This is a genomic window from Streptomyces gardneri, assembly GCF_006539185.1.
GTDB lineage: Bacteria > Actinomycetota > Actinomycetes > Streptomycetales > Streptomycetaceae > Streptomyces > Streptomyces gardneri.
The window spans coordinates 69,914-84,961 of sequence record NZ_BJMN01000014.1; the positions used below are offsets into that span (position 1 = coordinate 69,914).

Genomic DNA, 15,048 nt, shown 5'->3' on the forward strand with positions numbered 1-15,048 from the left:
TAAGGTCGACGCGTGCCGAAGCCGCTCAGTCTCCCCTTCGACCCCATCGCCCGCGCCGACGAACTGTGGCAGAAGCGCTGGGGCCCGGTCCCGTCGATGGCCGCGATCACCTCGATCATGCGCGCCCACCAGATCCTCCTCGCGGAGGTCGACGCCGTCGTCAAGCCGTACGGGCTGACCTTCGCGCGGTACGAGGCCCTGGTCCTGCTCACCTTCTCCAAGGCGGGCGAGCTGCCGATGTCCAAGATCGGCGAGCGGCTGATGGTGCACCCCACCTCGGTGACGAACACGGTCGACCGGCTCGTGAAGTCGGGCCTGGTCGCCAAGCGCCCGAACCCCAACGACGGCCGCGGCACCCTCGCGACCATCACCGAGAAGGGGCGCGAGGTGGTCGAGTCCGCGACCCGCGACCTGATGGAGATGGAGTTCGGTCTCAGCACGTACGACGCCGAGGAGTGCGGCGAGATCTTCGCGATGCTGCGTCCGCTGCGGGTCGGCGCGCACGATTTCGACGAGAGCTGACCCGCGCGAAGATCGCCCGGAACGTGCCGTTACGCTCGACGGCATGAAATCCAGCGTGCTGACCCGCTACCGCGTCATGTCCTACGTGACCGCCGTCATGCTGCTCGTGCTCTGCACCTGCATGATCTTCAAGTACGGGTTCGACAAGGGCGAGGACGTGACCTTCATGGTCTCCCAGGCCCACGGCATCCTCTACATCATCTACCTGGTCTTCGCCTTCGATCTGGGCTCCAAGGCGAAGTGGCCGTTCGGCAAGCTCCTCTGGGTGCTGCTGTCCGGGACGATTCCCTTCGCCGCGTTCTTCGTCGAGCGCAAGGTCGTCCGTGAGACGTTGCCGCTGGTCAGCGGCGTGCAGCCGGAGCCGGTCAAGGCCTGACCCCCACCTCCGCACGTATGTGCGGAGGTTTGCCATCGACATTTACTAGGACGTCCTAGTAAATTCGAGTCATGGACGCTGACGCCATCGAGGAAGGCCGCCGTCGCTGGCAGGCCCGTTACGACAAGGCCCGCAAGCGGGACGCCGACTTCACCACGCTCTCCGGCGACGCCGTCGAGCCCGTCTACGGGCCCCGGCCCGGCGACGCCTACGAGGGGTTCGAGCGCATCGGCTGGCCCGGTGAGTACCCCTTCACCCGGGGACTCCACGCCACCGGCTACCGGGGCCGGACCTGGACCATCCGCCAGTTCGCCGGCTTCGGCAACGCCGAGCAGACCAACGAGCGGTACAAGATGATCCTGGAGGCCGGCGGCGGCGGCCTCTCCGTCGCCTTCGACATGCCGACCCTCATGGGCCGCGACTCCGACGACCCGAAGGCGCTCGGCGAGGTCGGCCACTGCGGCGTCGCCATCGACTCCGCCGCCGACATGGAGGTCCTCTTCAAGGACATCCCGCTCGGCGACGTCACCACCTCGATGACGATCTCCGGGCCCGCCGTGCCCGCCTTCTGCATGTACCTGGTCGCCGCCGAGCGCCAGGGTGTCGACCCGGCCGTGCTGAACGGCACGCTCCAGACCGACATCTTCAAGGAGTACATCGCGCAGAAGGAGTGGCTCTTCGAGCCCGAGCCCCACCTGCGTCTCATCGGCGACCTGATGGAGCACTGCGCGCAGGGCATCCCCGCGTACAAGCCGCTCTCCGTCTCCGGCTACCACATCCGCGAGGCCGGGGCGACGGCCGCGCAGGAGCTCGCGTACACCCTCGCCGACGGCTTCGGCTACGTGGAGCTGGGGCTCAGCCGCGGCCTCGACGTGGACGTCTTCGCCCCCGGCCTGTCCTTCTTCTTCGACGCGCACCTCGACTTCTTCGAGGAGATCGCCAAGTTCCGCGCGGCCCGCCGGATCTGGGCGCGCTGGATGAAGGAGGTCTACGGCGCCAAGACCGACAAGGCGCAGTGGCTCCGCTTCCACACCCAGACCGCCGGTGTCTCCCTCACCGCCCAGCAGCCGTACAACAACGTCGTCCGTACGGCGGTCGAGGCCCTCTCCGCCGTCCTCGGCGGCACCAACTCCCTCCACACCAACGCCCTCGACGAGACCCTCGCGCTGCCCAGCGCGCAGGCCGCCGAGATCGCGCTGCGCACGCAGCAGGTGCTGATGGAGGAGACGGGCGTGGCCAACGTGGCCGACCCGCTGGGCGGCTCCTGGTACGTCGAGCAGCTCACCGACCGCATCGAGGCCGACGCCGAGAAGATCTTCGACCAGATCAAGGAGCGCGGCCGCCGCGCCCACCCGGACGGTCAGCACCCGATCGGGCCGATCACCTCGGGCATCCTGCGCGGCATCGAGGACGGCTGGTTCACCGGCGAGATCGCCGAGTCCGCCTTCCAGTACCAGCAGTCCCTGGAGAAGGGCGACAAGCGGGTCGTCGGCGTCAACTGCCACCACGGCTCCGTCACCGGCGACCTGGAGATCCTGCGGGTCAGCCACGAGGTCGAGTGGGAGCAGGTCCGCGTCCTCGGCGAGCGCAAGGAGCGCCGCGACGACGCCAAGGTCCGCGCCTCGATCGACGCGATGCTGGCGGCGGCCCGGGACGGCTCGAACATGATCGCCCCGATGCTGGAGGCCGTCCGCGCCGAGGCCACGCTCGGCGAGATCTGCAACGCCCTGCGCGACGAGTGGGGCGTCTACACGGAGCCGCCGGGCTTCTAGCCCGCGGGAGAAGACGGCAGGGGCGGTACGGGAGTTCCCGTACCGCCCCTGCCGTCGTGCCGAGTGCGTCCCACCGAGTGCGTCCTGCCGAGTTGACGTACTTCGGGACGCGGCCCGCGTTCACAGACCGAGGGCCGCCACCGCGCCGAGGCCGCCCACCAGGAGGGCCGAGAGGCGGGTCACCCACTCCCCGTCGACCGGTTCGGCGCTCACCAGGGCGCGGTGGACGACCGCGCCCGCGATGACGTCGAAGATCAGGTCGTCCGTGGCGTCCACGGCGACCGGATCGCGGTCCGAGGGGAGTTCGCCGCGCAGCTGCGCCCGCCGGCGGCCGTCCAGGACGAGTCGCTTCTGGCGGTCGACTATCGAGGCGCGGATGCGCTCGCGCAGCGGTGCGTCGCGGGTCGACTCGGCCACCACCGCCATCAGGGCCGTCTTGGTCTCCGGGCGTTCGAGGAGCGCCGCGAACTGGAGGACGACATGCTCGATGTCGGCCTGGAGGGAACCCAGGTCGGGCAGTTCGAGTTCATCGAAGAGGACGGCGACGGCGTCCACCACGAGCTCGTTCTTGTTGGCCCAGCGGCGGTAGAGGGTCGTCTTCGCAACCCCGGCGCGGCCGGCGACGTCCCCCATCGTGAGCTTGGACCAGCCGAGATCGACCAGGGCGGCGCGGGTCGCCTCCAGGATGGCCGTGTCGGCCTCGATGGAGCGGGGACGTCCGGTACGGCTGTTGCGGGGGGTACTGCTGCACATGGACGACGACCATACCCGCCGGTAGGTACGGCGCCAGAGGCGCGTGATGTGAGGCAGTTCACCGAGCGGATCGCTCCCGCGCCCTCCCCGCCGATCCTCCCGGAGAGTTACGCTACGACCTGTAGCGAAAGGCTTTGAGCGGCCCGAGCGACAACCATGTGCCGGGTGGGGACCCGGCACGCACCGGGTGGGGATCCGGTGCGTACAGAAGACGAAGAACCGTGTTGCCCGGGCGTCTCGCATACCGGCGGGAGGCGTACGGGCGGCACGGTTCAGCCATGACTTACCGGTTACGCGCGCGGAAGGGGGAGGATGTACGCATGCAGCCCCGAAACATGTCCATGAGCGGCGTCGTCGACCTCGCCGCGGTGAAGGCGGCCGGAGAGGCCAAGGCCAAGGCCGAGCAGGTCCGAGCCGAGGCCGCGCGGACGGGTGGACCCGCCGCGGTGCCCCCTTCCGCCCTGGTGATCGACGTCGACGAGGCCGGCTTCGAGCGCGATGTCATCCAGCGCTCCGCCGAGGTCCCGGTCGTCCTCGACTTCTGGGCCGAGTGGTGTGAGCCCTGCAAGCAGCTCGGCCCCCTCCTGGAGCGGCTGGCCGTCGAGTACAACGGCCGCTTCCTGCTCGCGAAGATCGACGTCGACGCCAACCAGATGCTGATGCAGCAGTTCGGCATCCAGGGAATTCCGGCCGTTTTCGCGGTGGTCGCCGGCCAGGCGCTGCCGCTCTTCCAGGGTGCGGTGCCCGAGGCCCAGATCCGCGAGACCCTCGACCAGCTGATCATGGTCGGCGAGGAGCGCTTCGGCCTCACCGGCATCGCCGTGGACGCGGACGCGGACACCGAAGGTGCGGCCGCCCCGGCGCGCCCCGTCGGCCCGTACGACGCCCTCCTCGAAGCGGCCATGTCCGCGCTCGACGCGGGCGACCTGGCGGGTGCCGTCCAGGCGTACAAGAACGTGCTCGCCGACGACCCGGCCCACCCGGAGGCCAAGCTGGGCCTGGCCCAGGCCGAGCTCCTCGCCCGGGTCCAGGACCTCGACCCCGCCGCCGTACGCAAGAACGCGGCGGACGCCCCGGCCGACGTCGCCGCGCAGATCGCCGCCGCCGACCTCGACCTGGTGGGCGGTCATGTGCAGGACGCCTTCGGGCGCCTCGTGGAGACCGTGCGCCGCACGGTGGGCGAGGACAGGGACGCGGCGCGGCTGCGGCTCCTGGAGCTGTTCGAGGTGATCGGTGTCGACGACCCGCGCGTGACGACGGCCCGCCAGGCCCTCGCCCGGGTCCTTTTCTGATCCGCTTCGGAGTTCCACGCAAGGCGCCGGATCGTCCGACGATTTGGCGACACGGCGACAAACTGCGGCCGCGCTTTACCAAAACTTGGTAATCGCGGCCGCTGTTACTTGCAGTAAATCGAACCGAGGATTCTGTCCGCCTTCATCCGGCTATCTGCTGATATTGGGCGGCACTCGACCGCACCCTGCGTGCCCGTTCGGCGCCGCCCCGCCATGCCCCGGTTATCCACCCGTTACTAGCCAGTAACGAACCCCCTTGTGCGAGCGCCCGGAATGGACCACGATCGGCGACGCTCGGTCCGAACCGCACACCCCGGCAACCACCCGGGTAAGAGGGGAGGGTCCCCACCGGGCGGGCCGGTGCCCCAAGCGCCGGCCATGGACAGGGGGGTTCCCGCTCTCACCGAACGGGGCCTGTCCAATCCGGTCACGCGCAAAGCGTGGCTCATGGTTGTCGCTCGGGGGTGATCGCCGGTGATTCGGACGCGCAGCGCGCCGCCCGATGCCTCGGTGCTTCCCTTCCCGAGGACGTAGCTCTTCTCCCATCCCAGGACGGCCCCGGCCCTCCCGGAGATGTACGTCCGAGAAGGAGGAATTCTCATGAAGTCCCAGGTTCGTGGCGGAACCAGATGGAAGCGGTTCGCCGTCGTCATGGTCCCGAGCGTGGCCGCGACGGCCGCGATCGGTGTCGGCCTGGCCCAGGGTGCGCTGGCCGCGTCCTTCAGCATCTCCGGCCAGGAATTCAAGGTTAAGGCGAAGAGCCTCGTCGGCGAGGACTTCGTCCAGTACGGCAGCGTCAACGGCGGCAAGGACCTGGAGGGCAACGCTTTCGCCGCCCCGGTCGCCGTCTCGGGCTTCTCGAAGGCCTGGATCACCGACATGTGCCAGTCGGTGGTGACGCCGAAGGTGCCGTTCATCGGTGACGTCACGCTGAAGCTCACGGCCGGTACCGGCAAGGACAAGGTCTACGCGGAGGACATCTACCTCGATGTCTCCTCGCTCAAGACCAACGCCGAGTTCAAGAACATCGACATCGGCGTCGCTGCCGGTGCGCTGAACACGGGTCCCGACGGCAAGCCGGTCCCGGGCAAGCCGGGCATCCAGCCCAACACCAAGGCGAACCCGTACGGCTTCGGCCAGCGCGCCGAGGAGGCCGTGCTGAACGACGTCGAGCAGAAGGCGTGGGCGACCACCGCCGCCACCTTCAAGCTCCCGAACCTGAACCTGTCGCTGCACAGGGGCACGGCGCAGGAGTGCTTCAAGGACTGACCCGTTCCGGGGGGTGGGGGCCGTTCCGTACGGCCCCACCCGTTCCGGCCGCAGGCACCACCTTCTTCACCTTTCTCAGCAACACCGCTTCCAGGGAGCTGTTTCCATGAGCGCCGAGATCCCCGCCTCCCGCGAAGTCCCCAAGGAGAACCGGTTCAAGGTCTGGCGGCAGACCCGGCCCTTCTGGGCGGGACTGTTCACCATCATCGGCGGCGTGCCGATCGCCTACCTCCCCTACGGGGACTTCCGGCTCGGCAACGCCACGCTCGCCATGCAGACGACCGCCGGAGCCGGAGCGCTGATCATCGGCGTCCTGCTCATCACGCTCGGTCTCACGATGTGGTTCCAGCCCGTCGTCCGGGTGTTCGCGGGCGTCGCGACGATCGTCCTGGCGCTTGTCTCCATCCCGGTGTCGAACTTCGGCGGCCTCGTCATCGGGTTCCTGTTCTCCCTGATCGGCGGCGCCATGTCCGCCGCCTGGGCGCCCGCGCCCCCGGTCGAGGAGACCGACGACGCAGAGCACGACGGTCAGCTTGAGGCCTCCGAGGAGGCCGGCGCCGAGCTCGGGACCGAGGTCGTGGTGGCGGCCGGTGTCCCGGAGCAGCGCGAGACGTACGAGTCGGCGACCGAAACGACGACGGACGCCAATGGCGGGAGGAACAGTGCGGGGTGACGAGACTCAGTCGGCGCTCGCGAAGGAGGGCCCGCGGCACGCGGCCCCGCGCAAGTCGCTGCTGAACAGGATCCAGGGCCCCGCGGGCAAGGCGATGGCGCTGGCGGCCATGCCGACCGCGGTGTTCGTGGGCATGGGCCTCACGCCCAAGCTCGCCCTCGCCGACGAGAAGGACATCCCCTTCGCGCCCGGCCCCTGCGTGACCCGCTCGGACGAGCCGACCCCGGAAGCCACGGAGACGGCGAAGCCCACGGAGAGCGCGAAGCCGACGGCCGACCACTCGGCGACCGCGACCCCGAGCGCCACGGCCACGACCGGCCCGACGGCCACGGCCTCGGCCACCGCTTCGGCCAGCACCACCTCGGCCCCGACCGCCACCGCGACCCCGACGCCGACCGCGACGGAGACCGGCGCGTCGACCGCGCAGCAGGCGCGCGACGTGGTGCCGACCGCGACCCCGTCGGCCACGGCCACGCCCAGTCCCACGCCCACGGCGACGAATTCGACGAACCCGCTCGACCCGCTGGGCCTGGGCGACAAGCTCAAGGACCTCTTCGACGGCCCGGCGCCGAAGCCGACGGCCACGACGGCGGCACCGACCACGGCCGCCCCGGTCCAGAAGACCGTGACGGACGACGAACCGACCGCGACAGCTTCGGCCACGGCCGGGACCACAGCGCCCGCCAAGCCGAAGGCCACCGCGGACCCGACCACGGACCCGACCACGGCCCCGACCGCCGACCCGGCCGCCGAGGCGACCAAGAAGGCGATCGAGAAGGCGGCCGACAAGGCCGGCGCCACCGTCAAGGAGCTCCCGGAGAGCTCCAAGGGCCTCGACCCCAAGAAGGACGAGTCCATACCCGACGGCGCCAAGCCCCGCTTCCCGTGCCCCGAGCTCGACGCCGAGGCACTCGCGGCGGCCGAACTGGAGCCGGGCATCCCGCTGCTCCCGGACGAGCCGTGGCGGCTGGAGAGCACGCTCCTCACCCTCAAGGGCCTCAAGTACCACGGCATCGTCGAGGTGAAGACCGGCAGCGGCAAGATCAAGAAGGTCCTGAAGTTCACCGCGAGCGGCATCGACATCAAGGACCTCCACCAGCTGACGGTCCACTCCGAGGGCCTGACGGGTCACGTCCGCTCCAACAAGGGCTCGACGTCGACCATCACCGACGGCACGGTGACGATGTACACGGAGGAGCTGAAGGGCAACCTCTTCGGCCTCATCCCGATCACCTTCGGCCCGGAGTCCCCGCCCCCGCTGGACGTCCCCTTCGCCTTCTTCACCAACGTGAAGCTCAAGCAGGCGGGCCAGTTCGGCGGCACCCTCAAGGTGCCGGGCCTCCGCAACACGGTCGAGCCCAACTGACGGCCGACGGCCTCCCCTCCCACGAGATTCCGCGAGATTCCGCGAGATTCCGCGAGATTCCGCGAGGAGGGGAGGCCGTCGTTCTCCGTCCGTCAGCCGAGCGCCTCGGCGGCGGCCCGCCGGATGCGCCTGGTGCGCCCGGACGCGGCCAGGAGCCGCAGCACCGACGGGTCGGACACCTCGGCGCCGATCCGCAGCTGGAGCCAGTCGCTCCAGCCGTCCGGCAGCCCGGGGCCGAGCTCCCGGACGCCCGCCCCGGACCGTAGATCCTCCAGGACGCCCAGCTCGCGCGCCCGGCGCTCGCTGAACGCGCGCACCGAAGGGGCCAGGGCCCGGACCCAGACGTCCCGGTCGGCGCGGGGCACCCACTCCAAGACCTCGCCCACGGCGGCCGAGGCGACCGCGCCGTCCGGCTCCACGACGACGGCGGCCAGCAGACCCGGCCGCGGGGCATCGGAGGCGAGGGCCGCCCGGTACAGCTCCCAGCGGGCGTGGCCGTCGGTCACGTCACGTACGACCCTGCCGGTGAGGGCCTCCAGGCGTCGTACGGCGTCCCGGAGTCCCGGGGACACCTCGGCATCGTCCACGGCGTTCATGGCGCTCATTCAACCGGGCGGCGACACAGGCCTGTGGGCCGCACCCCTTCCGCCGGGGTGCGGCCCACAGTCGTACGCGTCAGGCGGGAGGTCAGGCGTGCTCGCCGCCGCCCAGGTGGTGGACGCGGACCATGTTCGTCGTGCCCGGGACGCCGGGGGGCGAGCCGGCCGTGATGACCATGGTGTCACCCTCGTTGTAGCGCTGGAGCTTCAGGAGCTCGGCGTCCACGAGGTCCACCATCGCGTCCGTGGTCTCCACGAACGGGACGAGGAAGGACTCCACGCCCCAGCTCAGGGTGAGCTGGTTGCGGGTGTTCTCGTCGGTCGTGAAGGCGAGGATCGGCTGCTGCACCCGGTAGCGGGAGAGGCGGCGGGCCGTGTCGCCGGACTGGGTGAAGGCGATCAGGGCCTTGCCGCCCAGGAAGTCGGCGATCTCGCAGGCCGCGCGGGCGACGGAGCCACCCTGCGTACGCGGCTTCTTGCCCGGGACCAGGGGCTGGAGGCCCTTGGAGAGCAGCTCCTCCTCGGCCGCGGTGACGATCTTCGACATCGTCTTCACGGTCTCGATCGGGTACGCGCCGACCGAGGACTCGGCCGACAGCATGACCGCGTCCGCGCCGTCCAGGATCGCGTTGGCGACGTCGCTCGCCTCGGCGCGGGTCGGCCGCGAGTTGGTGATCATCGACTCCATCATCTGGGTCGCGACGATGACCGGCTTGGCGTTGCGGCGACACATCTCGACGAGGCGCTTCTGCACCATCGGGACCCGCTCGAGCGGGTACTCGACGGCGAGGTCGCCACGGGCCACCATGACCGCGTCGAAGGCCGCGACGACGGCCTCCATGTTCTCGACGGCCTGCGGCTTCTCGACCTTGGCGATGACGGGGACGCGGCGGCCCTCCTCGTCCATCACCTTGTGGACGTCCTTGACGTCGTTGGCGTCGCGGACGAAGGAGAGGGCGACCATGTCGCAGCCCATGCGGAGCGCGAAGCGGAGGTCGTCGACGTCCTTCTCCGACAGGGCCGGGACGTTGACGGCCGCGCCGGGCAGGTTGATGCCCTTGTGGTCGGAGATGACCCCGCCCTCGACGACGATCGTCTTGACGCGGGGACCGTCGACCTCGACGACCCGCAGCTCGACGTTGCCGTCGTTGATGAGGACCTGGTCGCCCTTGGAGACGTCGCCGGGCAGACCCTTGTAGGTGGTGCCGCAGATGGACTTGTCGCCGGGGACGTCGTCGGTGGTGATGGTGAACTCGTCACCGCGCACCAGCTCGACCGGGCCCTCGGCGAAGGTCTCGAGGCGGATCTTGGGGCCCTGGAGGTCGGCGAGGACGCCGACGGCGTGCCCGGTGTCCGCGGAGACCTGCCGGACGCGGTCGTACCGCTCCTGGTGCTCTGCCTGGGATCCGTGGCTGAAGTTGAATCGGGCCACGTTCATGCCGGCCTCGATGAGAGCCTTCAGCTGCTCATACGAGTCGACGGCGGGGCCCAGCGTGCAGACGATTTTGGAACGGCGCATGAGGCGGATCCTATCGGTTTGTTTCACTGCGGAATATTCCGACTGGCGGAAAGTACAAATGGGCGCGGGCCCGCTCAAGCGTTCACTCGTTCGAGCTCGCCGAGCTCTGAACGAGCGCGAAACTCTGCCGCGCGATCTCCAGCTCCTCGTCCGTCGGCACCACGGCGACCGCCACCCGCGCGTAGTCCGGGGAGATGATCCGCGCCTCGTCGGAACGCACGGCGTTGAGGTCCGCGTCCACGGCGAGACCCAGCTCCTCCAGGCCCGCGATGGCAGCCTCCCGCACCGGCGCCGCGTTCTCGCCGACCCCCGCCGTGAACACCACCGCGTCCACCCGGCCGAGCACCGCGTAGTAGGCGCCGATGTACTTCTTCAGCCGGTGGATGTAGATGTCGAAGGCGAGGGCCGCCGCCGGGTCGCCCTCGTCCACGCGCCGGCGGATCTCCCGCATGTCGTTGTCGCCGCAGAGCCCGACCAGGCCGGACTTCTTGTTCAGGAGCGCGTCGATCTCGTCGGCCGACATGCCCGCCACCCGCTTGAGGTGGAAGGTGACCGCCGGGTCGATGTCTCCCGAGCGGGTGCCCATGACCAGGCCCTCCAGCGGCGTCAGGCCCATCGAGGTGTCCACGCACCGGCCGCCCGCCACCGCCGAGGCGGAGGCGCCGTTGCCCAGGTGCAGCACGATCACGTTCACCTCCTCGGGCGCCTTGCCGAGCAGCTTCGCCGTCTCCCGCGACACATACGCGTGCGAGGTGCCGTGGAAGCCGTACCGCCGGATCCGGTACTCGTCCGCCGTCGCCACGTCGATCGCGTACCGCGCCGCCGACTCCGGCATCGTCGTGTGGAAGGCCGTGTCGAAGACCGCCACCTGCGGCAGGTCGGGACGCAGCGACATCGCCGTGCGGATGCCGGTGAGGTTCGCCGGGTTGTGCAGCGGGGCCACCGGCACCAGCCGCTCGATCTCCGCGAGCACCTCGTCGTCGATGACCGTCGGAGCGGTGAAGCGCAGCCCGCCGTGCACCACCCGGTGACCGATCGCGGCCAGCTCGGGGGAGTCCAGGCCGACGCCGTCCGACGCCAGCTCCTCGGCGACCGCCTTCAGCGCCGCCGCGTGGTCGGGGATCGGACCGTTCTTCTCGCGCTTCTCCCCGCCGCCGCCCTGGAGCGGGGTGTGCGCCAGACGGGACGTCTCCTCGCCGATCCGCTCCACGAGACCGACCGCGAGCCGATTGCCGTCCGCCATGTCGAGGAGCTGGTACTTGACCGACGACGAGCCGGAGTTGAGGACGAGGACGCGGGTGGGGGTGCCGGTCATGCGGGGAGCTCCTGACCCTGGGAGGGAACCTGCGACGGGGGAGAGGGCAGCTGGGACTGGATCGCGGTGATCGCGACCGTGTTGACGATGTCGCTGACGAGCGCGCCGCGCGAGAGGTCGTTCACGGGCTTGCGTAGACCCTGGAGCACCGGGCCGACGGCCACGGCGCCGGCCGAACGCTGCACGGCCTTGTAGGTGTTGTTGCCGGTGTTGAGGTCCGGGAAGATCAGCACGGTCGCCTGACCGGCCACCTCCGAGTCCGGCAGCTTCGTGGCGGCGACGGAGGGCTCCACCGCCGCGTCGTACTGGATCGGGCCCTCGATCCGCAGCTCCGGGTGGGCCTCGCGGACCAGCTTCGTCGCCTCGCGCACCTTGTCGACGTCGGCGCCGGAGCCCGAGGTGCCGGTGGAGTACGAGAGCATCGCGATCCGCGGATCGACGCCGAAGCGGGCTGCGGTGGCCGCCGACTGGGCGGCGATGTCCGCGAGCTGCTCGGCGTTCGGGTCGGGGTTGACCGCGCAGTCGCCGTACACGAGCACCTTGTCGGCGAGGCACATGAAGAAGACCGACGAGACGATCGAGGCCTCGGGCTTCGTCTTGATGATCTCGAAGGCCGGGCGGATCGTCGCCGCCGTCGAGTGCACCGAACCGGAGACCATGCCGTCGGCCAGCCCCTCCTGCACCATCAGGGTGCCGAAGTAGTTGACGTCCGAGACGACGTCGTACGCGAGCTCGACGGTGACGCCCTTGTGGGCCCGGAGCGCCGCGTACTTCTCGGCGAACGAGTCGCGCAGCTCCGAGGTCTGCGGGTCGATCAGCTGCGTCTCGCGCAGGTCCACGCTCAGGTCGGCGGCCTTCTTGCGGATGGCCTCCACGTCACCGAGGAGCGTCAGGTCGCACACGTCCCGGCGGATCAGGACGTCGGCGGCGCGCAGCACGCGCTCCTCGGTGCCCTCGGGAAGCACGACCCGGCGCCGGTCGGCGCGCGCCTGTTCGAGGAGTTCGTGCTCGAACATCATCGGCGTGACGCGGCCGCTGCGGGCGACCGAGACCCGCTTGAGGAGGTCGGCGGTGTCGACGTGCCGCTCGAACAGGCCGAGGGCCGTCTCCGCCTTGCGCGGGGTGGCGGCGTTCAGCTTGCCTTCGAGGGAGAAGAGTTCGGTCGCCGTCGGGAAGCTGTTGCCGGGGACCGAGACGACCGGGGTGCCGGGCGCGAGGCGGGCCGCCAGGGTCAGGATCTCCGCGCTGGGCCGCTCGTTGAGCGTGAGCAGCACGCCGGCGATCGGCGGGGTGCCCGCCGAGTGCGCGGCGAGCGCGCCGACGACCAGGTCGGCCCGGTCCCCGGGGGTGACGACGAGACAGCCGGGGGTCAGCGCGTTGAGGAAGTTCGGCAGCATCGCGCCGCCGAAGACGAAGTCCAGGGCGTCGCGCGCGAGGCCCGCGTCGTCGCCGAGGACGACGGAGGCGCCGAGCGCGTGGGTGATCTGGGCGACGGTGGGCGCGGCGAGCGCCGGCTCGTCCGGCAGGACGTAACAGGGCACGGGCAGCCGGGCGGAGAGCCGCTCGGCGATGATCTCCCGGTCCTCGGCCGCCACCCGGTTGACGACCATCGCGAGCACGTCGCAGCCGAGTCCGTCGTACGCCCGGAAGGCGTTGCGGGCCTCGGCCCGTACGGACTCCGAGGGCTGGCCCTTGCCGCCGACCACCGGTATGACGGAGGCGCCGAACTCGTTGGCGAGGCGGGCGTTGAGCGCGAGCTCGTCGGGGAGCTGCGTGGCGGCGAAGTCGGTGCCGAGGACCAGGACGACCTCGTACGCGCGGGCGACGACGTGGAAGCGGTCGACGAGCTCCGAGACCAGCTCGTCGGTGCCCCGCTCGGCCTGGAGGGCCGAGGCCTCGTGATAGTCCATGCCGTAGACCGTCGAGGGGTCCTGCGAGAGCCGGTAGCGGGCCCGCAGCAGGTCGAAGAGGCGGTCGGGGCCGTCGTGCACCAGCGGACGGAACACCCCCACCCGGTCCACCTGACGCGTGAGGAGCTCCATGACTCCCAGCTCGACGACCTGGCGGCCGTCACCGCGGTCGATCCCGGTCACGTACACGCTGCGCGTCACGCCGTGGTCTCCTGTCCAGTCCTGCGGAAAGGGGCTCTCCCGTGCGGCCGCGCCGACCGCTGCGTCGGCGTCAATCCGCTGTTCTCGGAAAGCCCCTAAAGGGCGGCATTACCCCCTTGACAATACCCCCGCCAGTAGTTAGGTCGCCCGCCGGACGAAGGGCCCGGAACCCCGGGACGAAAGGCCTCCGCGAGGGCTCGGAAGCCCCTCCGGAAGGGACGCGCGGAGCAGCGACGAGCGATCCCGTCAGGCCGGGCGTGTGAGAATTGCCGTGCATCATCTGGACCGCGACCGAGCAGGAGACACAGCACGATGCGCATCGGAGTTCTCACCGCAGGCGGCGACTGCCCCGGCCTGAACGCAGTGATCCGGTCGGTCGTGCACCGGGCGCTGACCGGCCACGACGACGAAGTCATCGGCTTCGAGGACGGCTTCAAGGGCCTTCTCGACGGCCACTTCCGCCCCCTCGACCTCAACGCCGTGAGCGGCATCCTCGCCCGCGGCGGCACGATCCTCGGCTCCGCGCGTCTGGAGCGCAACCGGCTCCGGGAGGCCGCCGAGTCCGCCCCCGACCTCGCCAGGCAGTACGGCATCGACGTCCTCATCCCGATCGGCGGCGAGGGCACCCTGACCGCCGCCCGGATGCTCTCCGACGCGGGCATGCCCGTCGTCGGCGTCCCGAAGACGATCGACAACGACATCTCCTCCACGGACCGCACCTTCGGCTTCGACACCGCCGTCGGCGTCGCCACCGAGGCCATGGACCGGCTGAAGACCACCGCCGAGTCCCACCAGCGCGTGATGGTCGTCGAGGTGATGGGCCGCCACGCCGGCTGGATCGCGCTGGAGTCCGGCATGGCCGGCGGCGCGCACGGCATCTGCCTCCCCGAGCGGCCCTTCCAGGTCGACGACCTCGTCAAGATGGTCGAGGAGCGCTTCGCGCGCGGCAAGAAGTTCGCCGTCATCTGCGTCGCCGAGGGCGCGCATCCGGCCGAGGGCTCGATGGACTACAAGAAGGGCGAGATCGACCAGTTCGGTCACGAGCGCTTCCAGGGCATCGGCAACCAGCTCGCCGTCGAGCTGGAGCGGCGCCTCGGCAAGGAGGCCCGTCCGGTCATTCTCGGCCACGTCCAGCGCGGCGGCACGCCGACCGCGTACGACCGGGTGCTCGCCACCCGCTTCGGCTGGCACGCGGTGGAGGCGGCGCACCGGGGTCAGTTCGGCCGGATGACGGCGCTGCGCGGCACGAACGTCGAGATGGTGCCGCTGGCCGAGGCCGTGACGCAGCTCAAGACGGTTCCCGAGGACCGCATCCGCGAGGCCGAGTCGGTCTTCTGACCGGACCGGACCGGACAGGACCGGACAGGACCGACTCGGGAAACGTCCTCCGGACCGGCTCGGGGAGCGTCCCGCCGAACGTCCTTCCGGTCGGGACCTGCGTCCCGACCCGTCCCGGAAACGCTCCGGGACCCGGAGACACC

The 15,048-nt window shown here is 70.5% G+C and carries 13 protein-coding genes; 8 read left to right on the forward strand and 5 right to left on the reverse strand.

Annotated elements, in window-relative coordinates:
• The first annotated feature begins 12 nt into the window (after positions 1–12).
• The 3 genes from SGA01_RS12315 to icmA all read left to right on the forward strand — a co-directional run bounded on the left by SGA01_RS12315 (position 13) and on the right by icmA (position 2,670).
• Entirely contained in the window at positions 13–522 is a 510-nt protein-coding gene (locus tag SGA01_RS12315) for a MarR family winged helix-turn-helix transcriptional regulator (protein ID WP_141296525.1), read from the forward strand.
• A 43-nt stretch (positions 523–565) separates the two neighbouring features.
• The gene (locus SGA01_RS12320; RefSeq protein WP_055641276.1) at positions 566–898 is read left to right on the forward strand and encodes a DUF3817 domain-containing protein; all 333 of its coding nucleotides are present in this window, start codon (positions 566–568) and stop codon (positions 896–898) included.
• Between the two features lie 71 nt (positions 899–969).
• The gene (icmA, locus tag SGA01_RS12325) at positions 970–2,670 is read left to right on the forward strand and encodes a coenzyme B12-dependent isobutyryl-CoA mutase large subunit (protein WP_055641275.1); all 1,701 of its coding nucleotides are present in this window, start codon (positions 970–972) and stop codon (positions 2,668–2,670) included.
• Between the two features lie 120 nt (positions 2,671–2,790).
• On the opposite strand, the gene SGA01_RS12330 is transcribed toward icmA, so the two are convergent.
• A complete protein-coding gene (locus tag SGA01_RS12330) occupies positions 2,791–3,423 on the reverse strand; it encodes a TetR/AcrR family transcriptional regulator (protein WP_141296527.1) in 633 nt (210 codons plus the stop codon).
• A 320-nt stretch (positions 3,424–3,743) separates the two neighbouring features.
• Here SGA01_RS12330 and SGA01_RS12335 point away from each other — a divergent pair, with 320 nt between their 5' ends.
• From SGA01_RS12335 to SGA01_RS12355, 4 genes are all read left to right on the forward strand, one after another.
• Complete coding sequence (locus tag SGA01_RS12335; protein ID WP_141296529.1) at positions 3,744–4,715, forward strand: tetratricopeptide repeat protein; 972 nt, start codon at positions 3,744–3,746, stop codon at positions 4,713–4,715.
• A 600-nt stretch (positions 4,716–5,315) separates the two neighbouring features.
• Complete coding sequence (locus SGA01_RS12345; RefSeq protein ID WP_141296533.1) at positions 5,316–5,984, forward strand: DUF6230 family protein; 669 nt, start codon at positions 5,316–5,318, stop codon at positions 5,982–5,984.
• Positions 5,985–6,090: 106 nt separating this feature from the next.
• Positions 6,091–6,657 carry a DUF6114 domain-containing protein gene (locus tag SGA01_RS12350; protein WP_141296535.1) on the forward strand — a complete coding sequence of 189 codons (567 nt, stop codon included), beginning with the start codon at positions 6,091–6,093 and terminating at the stop codon, positions 6,655–6,657.
• Entirely contained in the window at positions 6,647–8,023 is a 1,377-nt protein-coding gene (locus tag SGA01_RS12355; protein ID WP_371866022.1) for a hypothetical protein, read from the forward strand. The genes SGA01_RS12350 and SGA01_RS12355 overlap by 11 nt, the downstream gene beginning before the upstream one ends.
• Positions 8,024–8,115: 92 nt before the next feature.
• On the opposite strand, the gene SGA01_RS12360 is transcribed toward SGA01_RS12355, so the two are convergent.
• The 4 genes from SGA01_RS12360 to pta form a co-directional block, all read right to left on the reverse strand.
• A complete protein-coding gene (locus SGA01_RS12360) occupies positions 8,116–8,619 on the reverse strand; it encodes a hypothetical protein (protein ID WP_141296539.1) in 504 nt (167 codons plus the stop codon).
• A gap of 91 nt (positions 8,620–8,710) precedes the next feature.
• Positions 8,711–10,141 (reverse strand): pyruvate kinase, encoded by a 1,431-nt coding sequence (gene pyk, locus SGA01_RS12365; RefSeq protein WP_055641270.1) that lies wholly within the window; start codon positions 10,139–10,141, stop codon positions 8,711–8,713.
• Between the two features lie 82 nt (positions 10,142–10,223).
• Positions 10,224–11,456: an acetate kinase gene (locus tag SGA01_RS12370; RefSeq protein ID WP_141296541.1), complete on the reverse strand. Its 1,233-nt coding sequence runs from the start codon at positions 11,454–11,456 to the stop codon at positions 10,224–10,226.
• A complete protein-coding gene (pta, locus tag SGA01_RS12375; RefSeq protein ID WP_141296543.1) occupies positions 11,453–13,567 on the reverse strand; it encodes a phosphate acetyltransferase in 2,115 nt (704 codons plus the stop codon). Before pta ends, SGA01_RS12370 begins: the two co-directional genes overlap by 4 nt.
• A gap of 312 nt (positions 13,568–13,879) precedes the next feature.
• On the opposite strand from pta, the gene SGA01_RS12380 reads away from it, so the two are divergent.
• Positions 13,880–14,905, forward strand: a complete 1,026-nt coding sequence (locus SGA01_RS12380) for an ATP-dependent 6-phosphofructokinase (RefSeq protein WP_141296545.1) — start codon at positions 13,880–13,882, stop codon at positions 14,903–14,905.
• The last annotated feature ends 143 nt before the right edge of the window (positions 14,906–15,048 follow it).

Excerpts from the sequence above, each read along its gene's own strand:
- SGA01_RS12360 (WP_141296539.1), bottom strand. The coding sequence starts at position 8,619 with ATGAACGCCGTGGACGATGCCGAGGTGTCCCCGGGACTCCGGGACGCC.
- SGA01_RS12335 (WP_141296529.1), top strand. The coding sequence starts at position 3,744 with ATGCAGCCCCGAAACATGTCCATGAGCGGCGTCGTCGACCTCGCCGCG.
- SGA01_RS12345 (WP_141296533.1), top strand. The coding sequence starts at position 5,316 with ATGAAGTCCCAGGTTCGTGGCGGAACCAGATGGAAGCGGTTCGCCGTC.
- pyk (WP_055641270.1), bottom strand. The coding sequence starts at position 10,141 with ATGCGCCGTTCCAAAATCGTCTGCACGCTGGGCCCCGCCGTCGACTCG.
- SGA01_RS12320 (WP_055641276.1), top strand. The coding sequence starts at position 566 with ATGAAATCCAGCGTGCTGACCCGCTACCGCGTCATGTCCTACGTGACC.
- icmA (WP_055641275.1), top strand. The coding sequence starts at position 970 with ATGGACGCTGACGCCATCGAGGAAGGCCGCCGTCGCTGGCAGGCCCGT.
- SGA01_RS12350 (WP_141296535.1), top strand. The coding sequence starts at position 6,091 with ATGAGCGCCGAGATCCCCGCCTCCCGCGAAGTCCCCAAGGAGAACCGG.
- SGA01_RS12370 (WP_141296541.1), bottom strand. The coding sequence starts at position 11,456 with ATGACCGGCACCCCCACCCGCGTCCTCGTCCTCAACTCCGGCTCGTCG.
- SGA01_RS12380 (WP_141296545.1), top strand. The coding sequence starts at position 13,880 with ATGCGCATCGGAGTTCTCACCGCAGGCGGCGACTGCCCCGGCCTGAAC.
- SGA01_RS12330 (WP_141296527.1), bottom strand. The coding sequence starts at position 3,423 with ATGTGCAGCAGTACCCCCCGCAACAGCCGTACCGGACGTCCCCGCTCC.